7 protein-coding genes are annotated in these 4,031 nt (G+C 66.6%); 5 read left to right on the top strand and 2 right to left on the bottom strand.

The window, feature by feature from the left end:
* Positions 1–101 precede the first annotated feature (101 nt).
* The 5 genes from A5713_RS27875 (at position 102) to A5713_RS21820 (ending at position 2,776) form a co-directional block, all read left to right on the top strand.
* On the top strand, positions 102–464 hold the full coding sequence (locus A5713_RS27875) for a hypothetical protein (RefSeq protein ID WP_197514334.1): 363 nt from the start codon (positions 102–104) through the stop codon (positions 462–464).
* A gap of 93 nt (positions 465–557) precedes the next feature.
* Entirely contained in the window at positions 558–956 is a 399-nt protein-coding gene (locus A5713_RS21835) for a VOC family protein (RefSeq protein ID WP_067924590.1), read from the top strand.
* 117 nt (positions 957–1,073) lie between these two features.
* Positions 1,074–1,433 carry a hypothetical protein gene (locus A5713_RS21830; protein ID WP_067924592.1) on the top strand — a complete coding sequence of 120 codons (360 nt, stop codon included), beginning with the start codon at positions 1,074–1,076 and terminating at the stop codon, positions 1,431–1,433.
* Positions 1,434–1,572: 139 nt separating this feature from the next.
* Positions 1,573–2,127, top strand: a complete 555-nt coding sequence (locus A5713_RS21825) for a glycoside hydrolase (protein WP_068098350.1) — start codon at positions 1,573–1,575, stop codon at positions 2,125–2,127.
* Between the two features lie 325 nt (positions 2,128–2,452).
* Positions 2,453–2,776 carry a putative quinol monooxygenase gene (locus tag A5713_RS21820; protein ID WP_067924598.1) on the top strand — a complete coding sequence of 108 codons (324 nt, stop codon included), beginning with the start codon at positions 2,453–2,455 and terminating at the stop codon, positions 2,774–2,776.
* Here A5713_RS21820 and A5713_RS21815 read toward each other — a convergent pair.
* Entirely contained in the window at positions 2,773–3,462 is a 690-nt protein-coding gene (locus A5713_RS21815; RefSeq protein WP_068098351.1) for a guanylate cyclase, read from the bottom strand. The genes A5713_RS21820 and A5713_RS21815 overlap by 4 nt on opposite strands.
* Entirely contained in the window at positions 3,462–3,833 is a 372-nt protein-coding gene (locus A5713_RS21810) for a carboxymuconolactone decarboxylase family protein (protein WP_068098349.1), read from the bottom strand. Before A5713_RS21810 ends, A5713_RS21815 begins: the two co-directional genes overlap by 1 nt.
* Positions 3,834–4,031 lie beyond the last annotated feature (198 nt).

The raw sequence follows: 4,031 nt of genomic DNA, 5'->3' as shown, positions 1-4,031 counted from the left end.
ATCCGCGCCCTCACCAAGAGCCGGCCGGACCTGGCCAACACGGTCCCGGGCGTCGCCTGGCAGGCAAGGCGGACCCTGCCCGCCCGATATGATCGGATGCCATGAACTGGTCCCCCCGGTCTACGAAGATCATTGTGGGTTGCGCGTTGGCGTTGTCCGCCTTCGGGTTGACGGGGGGAATCGGCCACGCGGCGCCGGCGCCGGCCTCTCATTGGTGCCCGGGCAATCCCTGGGACCCGAGCTGGGGCAACGTCTACAACTGGGACTGGAACCAGTGCCACGACTGGCAAGGTCACGCGGGGCAGAGCTTCCCGGCGGGCGCTGGGCCGTGGGGCCCCCCGCCGGCATGGGCGCCGCCGCCACCACCCCCGCCGACGTGGGCGCCCGGGGCTCAGCTGATGTGGAACCCGACCGGCGCCGGCAACTGGGGCTTCTGGAACCACGGCATCTGGACCCCGGTCTAAGGCCAGCACGAAAGGGCCACCTCCTTGTCGGAGGTGCTCCGTAGCATGCCCTCGTCGCACAAGCGTGCACGCCACGGCAGTCAGGAGGGCGCCATGAACTTCGTTTCCACCCGCATCATCACCGCCGACGTCAGCCGGCTCGTCGATTTCTATGAGACGGTCACCGAGGTTCCCGCGGTATGGGCCAACGAGCTTTTCGCCGAGATTCCGACGTCGGCGGGCACGCTGGCCATCGGCAGCGACAAGACCGTGCCGCTGTTCGCGGCCGGATCCGCCGAACCCGCGGCCAACCGCAGCGTGATCGTCGAGTTCATGGTGGACGACGTCGACGCGGAATACGACCGGCTGCACCGGCGCGTCCCGGAGGTCGTCACGGCGCCGACCACCATGCCGTGGGGCAACCGGGCAGTGCTGCTACGCGATCCGGATGGAAACCTCGTCAACCTGTTCACTCCCGTCACGGCCGAGGCGCGTGCGAAGTTCGGAGTATGACTGCGGTACAAGGGGTTTCGACCCCGGTAAACGGCACTCGGTCAGGTGACGCGGCCCGGGCGGTAAACGGCGAGTAGTCACCGGTGCGCGGTGGCCCGCCCGGCGTTAAGGTTGTCTGTGGTCACCGACGACTGCCCGGACACGCCGGAAGAACTCGAACGCCGGGCCGCCGCGCTCGATGAGCGCGAGGAGGGGCTCGAAGACCGCGAGGCCGAGGTCAGAAGGCGCGAGTGGCTGGCGGGAAGACGAGATCGGGTCGCCGACCAGCGCGACCGAATCGCGGACGACCGCGAGCGGGCGGCGGATGAGCGCGAGCGGGTGGCGGATGAGCGCGAGGGCACGGCCGCAGAGCGCGAGCGTGAGCGATTGGGCCGCGAATCCGACCGAGTGACCCGCGGGGAAGCCCGTGTCAAGCGAGACCAGGCCAGCATCGACCGGGAGACGTCCGAAACCGAGCGCGGGCTCGACTACAAGTGAGTGCAATAGTTTGCTGGTAGCGGGCCCAAGGCGCCGCGCCGCATTTGCTGAAGTGCGGCGAAGGCCATTATCCTGTTTGCGAATGAGCTGCGCCACAATTTTTGGTGAACAATAACTGTCATTGCTAGCGTCGCCGGCCATGGTAGTTCTTGCAACATTGATGTCATTGATCAATCAGGTCTCCGGGACGCCCTATATTCCGGGTGGAGATTCTCCCGCCGGGACGGATTGCTCGGGCCTCGTTTCGTGGGTTGCCAACGCGGCGTCCGACAGGCCGGTCTTCGGAAACCGGTTCAACACCGGGAATGAAGAGGCGGCCTTGTTGGCGCGCGGGTTTCAATACGGAACCGCCCCCAATGCCCTCGTGGTCGGGTGGAACGGCGGCCACACGGCCGCGACGCTGCCCGACGGGACGCCGGTGTCCAGTGGTGAGCGCGGTGGCGTGCACGTCGGCGGCGCGGGCGCTTACCAGGCCGGCTTCACCCACCACATGTTCCTGCCGATGCCACCGGATGGCGAGGGCGCTCTGCCCCCGCCTCCGGACGCGCCGCCCCCGCCCCCGGACGCGCCGCCGCCACCGCCGGAGGCGCCGCCCGTCCTGGTCGATGCCACGGCTCCCGCGCCGCCCGCACCACCGGCCCCCCCGGCGCCCGAATTGCCGCCGCCCGGCGATCCCGGAATTGCGAATCCCTAACGAATTCGATTCGTAAAGGTCTCTGCCTATTGTCGTGCTATTTGACGTGTATAAGACACGTGAATAGTGCGGAACCGGTAGCCGAGTGAAATGGATCGGTTCGTGCAAGGTTTGTGAGGTGGACCACGCCGCGCGTCGGATCGGTCGCGAACGATTTGCACGGGATCAATGCGAAAGTGTGCCCCGGGTGTCGAATACGATGCCCGGGGCACACTTTGCTGACGGCGAGGCCGCAGCCGGCGTCGACGGTCGGCGGATATGCTGGCCCTGCTCGCCGGGATCGAGCGGGCCCAACCTTGAGGACGAACCTAGGCGGGAATCGGCAATGATCTTCATCGTCGTCAAGTTCGAGACCAAGCCCGAGTGGACGGACCGCTGGCCAGAGCTCGTCACCTCGTTCACAGCCGCCACCCGCGCCGAGGAAGGTAACCTCTGGTTCGAGTGGTCGCGCAGCCTCGACAATCCGGCCGAGTACGTGTTGGTGGAGGCCTTCCGTGACGCTGAGGCGGGCGGCGTCCACGTCAACAGCGATCACTTCCAGCGGGCGATGCGGGAGCTACCGCAGGCCCTGAAGTCGACCCCGAAGATCATCAACCAGACGATCGACGCGTCGGGCTGGTCGGAGATGGGGGAGATGTCGGTCGACTAGCCGACTTCGCTTACGGTGACCGTGATTTCGTCGCCCAGTCGATAGCCGGGAGCCAGCGGAAGCGTGTCGCCGCTCCAGAACTTGCCCGGATCGAACCAATTCGCGTTCTTGTCCGTGTCGAGCAATCCCATTTCCTCATAAGTGATGGCCACCGTCTCCGCGCAATAGGCCGTCGAAAGGCTCATCTTGCGTTCTTCGCGCCGGCGTCGGGTTTGCTCTCGAACCTTGTTGTCCACCAACGGGATTCCGCGCACCCAGTCGTTGATGGTCGGGAGCCGGCCGCGGAACCAGCGGCCCGTCAGCCGAGCGGTGGTGGGAAACGCGGTGCCGTCCATCCGTGCGATCACCCGCAGCAGCTTGTTCTCCTGTTCGCGGGTCGGGTTGGGCGTCAGCTGGCGCAGCCAGCACCGTTGGTCGTAGCGCTGCGTCCACTGCAGGACGGCCTGGTGCAGATCGTTGAGTTGCACACCGCGGTGGTTGGTTCCGGTCCACATGTCGACCAGCTTGTCGCCCAGCTCGGCGTGCCAGATCAGCGGCGGCAGGTCGTCGATGGCCACCGTCATACCCACGTGATTCACCGGCGCGTTCGTCAACGTCTGAATCGCGCGGTCGGGCCGCGAGCGGCCGCGAAACAGCCAGAGATCGCCGGTGCGCGTCTCATTCAGCGCCTGATGCAGGGCCAGCATCATGAGTCGGCGAGGGCTTCTCGTGCGGCTCTCTGCGCCGCATTGGCGGCGGGATAGCCGGCGTAGCCCGCCAGGTGGTAGACCACCTCTTCGATCTCGGTGATGCTCAGCCCGTTGCGCAACCCGATCTTGAAATGAGATTTCAATTCGTCGGTGGCCCGCAGGGCGATGAGCGCGCCGAGCGTCACCAGGCTGCGGGAGCGTCGATCCAGCCCGGGCCGGGCCCACAGCGCGCCGAAGACGTGGTCGACGCCCAACTCGAGGAGTTCGTCGGCGATGCCGCCGTCGCGCAGCGTGGTGGCGTCGTCCGGGATCAGGCCGGGCACCATGTCCCGGAACACGCTCAGGCCTTCGTCTCGGGGGTCAGCCATTGGGTCCGCCTTTCGATCGGGTGTCCGGGAGATCCGGTACCCCCGGTGATGACGGCGACTTCGTCGCGAAGGGTTTCGATGCGGCAGTTCCTGCTTGAGCCCGTTCGGCGTTGCAAGAGCACACAAGTTAATCACAGCGCGAATACTCTGGGGTCATGCGCAGTGTGTGGAAGTGGCTCGGGCTGGCCGGCGTCGCCG

Source organism: Mycobacterium sp. E2497 (assembly GCF_001668695.1).
Taxonomy (GTDB): Bacteria; Actinomycetota; Actinomycetes; order Mycobacteriales; family Mycobacteriaceae; genus Mycobacterium.
Note: the sequence above shows the minus strand (reverse complement) of the source record. Positions and strands in the feature narration are given on the sequence as shown.

Bases quoted from the DNA above. Each gene is read 5' to 3' on its own strand.
- A5713_RS27875 (WP_197514334.1), top strand. From the start codon at position 102: ATGAACTGGTCCCCCCGGTCTACGAAGATCATTGTGGGTTGCGCGTTG.
- A5713_RS21835 (WP_067924590.1), top strand. From the start codon at position 558: ATGAACTTCGTTTCCACCCGCATCATCACCGCCGACGTCAGCCGGCTC.
- A5713_RS21825 (WP_068098350.1), top strand. From the start codon at position 1,573: ATGGTAGTTCTTGCAACATTGATGTCATTGATCAATCAGGTCTCCGGG.
- A5713_RS21820 (WP_067924598.1), top strand. From the start codon at position 2,453: ATGATCTTCATCGTCGTCAAGTTCGAGACCAAGCCCGAGTGGACGGAC.
- A5713_RS21815 (WP_068098351.1), bottom strand. From the start codon at position 3,462: ATGCTGGCCCTGCATCAGGCGCTGAATGAGACGCGCACCGGCGATCTC.
- A5713_RS21810 (WP_068098349.1), bottom strand. From the start codon at position 3,833: ATGGCTGACCCCCGAGACGAAGGCCTGAGCGTGTTCCGGGACATGGTG.